This is a genomic window from Oleiphilus sp. HI0128 (genome assembly GCF_001635365.1).
Genome location: NZ_LWGG01001470.1, coordinates 1 through 1,273, shown reverse-complemented (window position 1 = coordinate 1,273; position 1,273 = coordinate 1). Strand labels below are relative to the sequence as shown.

1 pseudogene is annotated in these 1,273 nt (G+C 42.3%); it reads right to left on the bottom strand.

From position 1 onward, the window contains the following. Nucleotides 1–1,161, bottom strand: a pseudogene (locus A3763_RS24230) (acetyl-CoA hydrolase); the annotation flags it as partial. Nucleotides 1,162–1,273 lie beyond the last annotated feature (112 nt).

Sequence of the window (1,273 nt, the reverse complement as noted above, 5' to 3'; positions counted from 1 at the left end):
CTCAGCCCACTGTACGGCATCAGAAAAAATGCCCCAGCGCTGTAGATAAATAAAGTCAGAATGAGTCAGCTGATGAGAAATAATCGACTCATTTAACAAGCACTCAAGTGTAGATGGTGAAACTGTTTCACCAATTTTCCCCTCATTAATCAAGCGCTGTAAATCAAGATCATCATAGACCTTACGCTTTACAATTCCGCTCTTGATTAGGTGCATGAAGCCGTTAACAAACATTTCACTGGAACCATACAAGCCTTTATCGAAGGCATCCACGCCACCATATTCGGAGATAAGTTTTTTATCGATATTCAGAGAGTCGACGACATGTTTATAGACGTCGTTATCGGTCTGGCGCAATTTGCATGCATAAACGATGGCATCACCTAATGAACCGATACCAATCTGCAATGTACCGCCATCTTTAATTAGAGTACTGGCATATAAGCCTGCCATATAGTCAGGGTTAGGAACCGACATATTTGGTGGCGCAAACAAACGAGTCTGATAGGCAGGACTATGAACCTGGAAGTCAAAATAATCATTCTCGACCATTGCACGGTTATACATAAACGGTAAATCGTCATGAACCTGAGCAATAGTGACGATCTTTTTCCCCTTCGCCCTCTCTTCTTCAATCAGAGGCATAATATCCAGGGTAACATCGGTATTACAGCTTAAGCTCAACTGTGGTCGGCCATCTATTTCTTTTTTAGCGACAATTTGTGCCAGCACATTGACGCCATTAATCATTAAGTCGCGCGATACAAAGGTATAGTTACTCGATACATAGTTTCGCTGCGCACTGGCAACGCTCTTCATAGCACCCGCTTTAAAGTAAAACTCCGAGACTTCGACATTCGGCGGCAAGGTGTTAGTCCTGACTGCCTTGGCATACTCTAACTCTTCGTAATCACCAAATAAGCGCTCGACAAATGGCACTAGAAACTTGGCTTCCATTTCACTTTTTGGTCTTGGCTTTTCTAGCGATAAAGCTGTAATGATCCGCAGATTAATACTCGGATCCTGCTGCGCCTTTCTGTAAAAAGCATTCGCCAACTGATTTGGTTTTCCCAAACCTAGAGGTAAACCCAAAACAATATTTTTACCAACCGTCTCTATCGTCCGCTCGACACAGCGTTCAACTTCACTAAATAATTCCATGAGTTCTCCAAACCGTTCTTGTTTTTTATATCCAGTACGAATTCGTCTACAGTAACAACACTTGAGCGCGCTAATCATGACATAAGTCAAACACTCACAAAAAATTATCAAG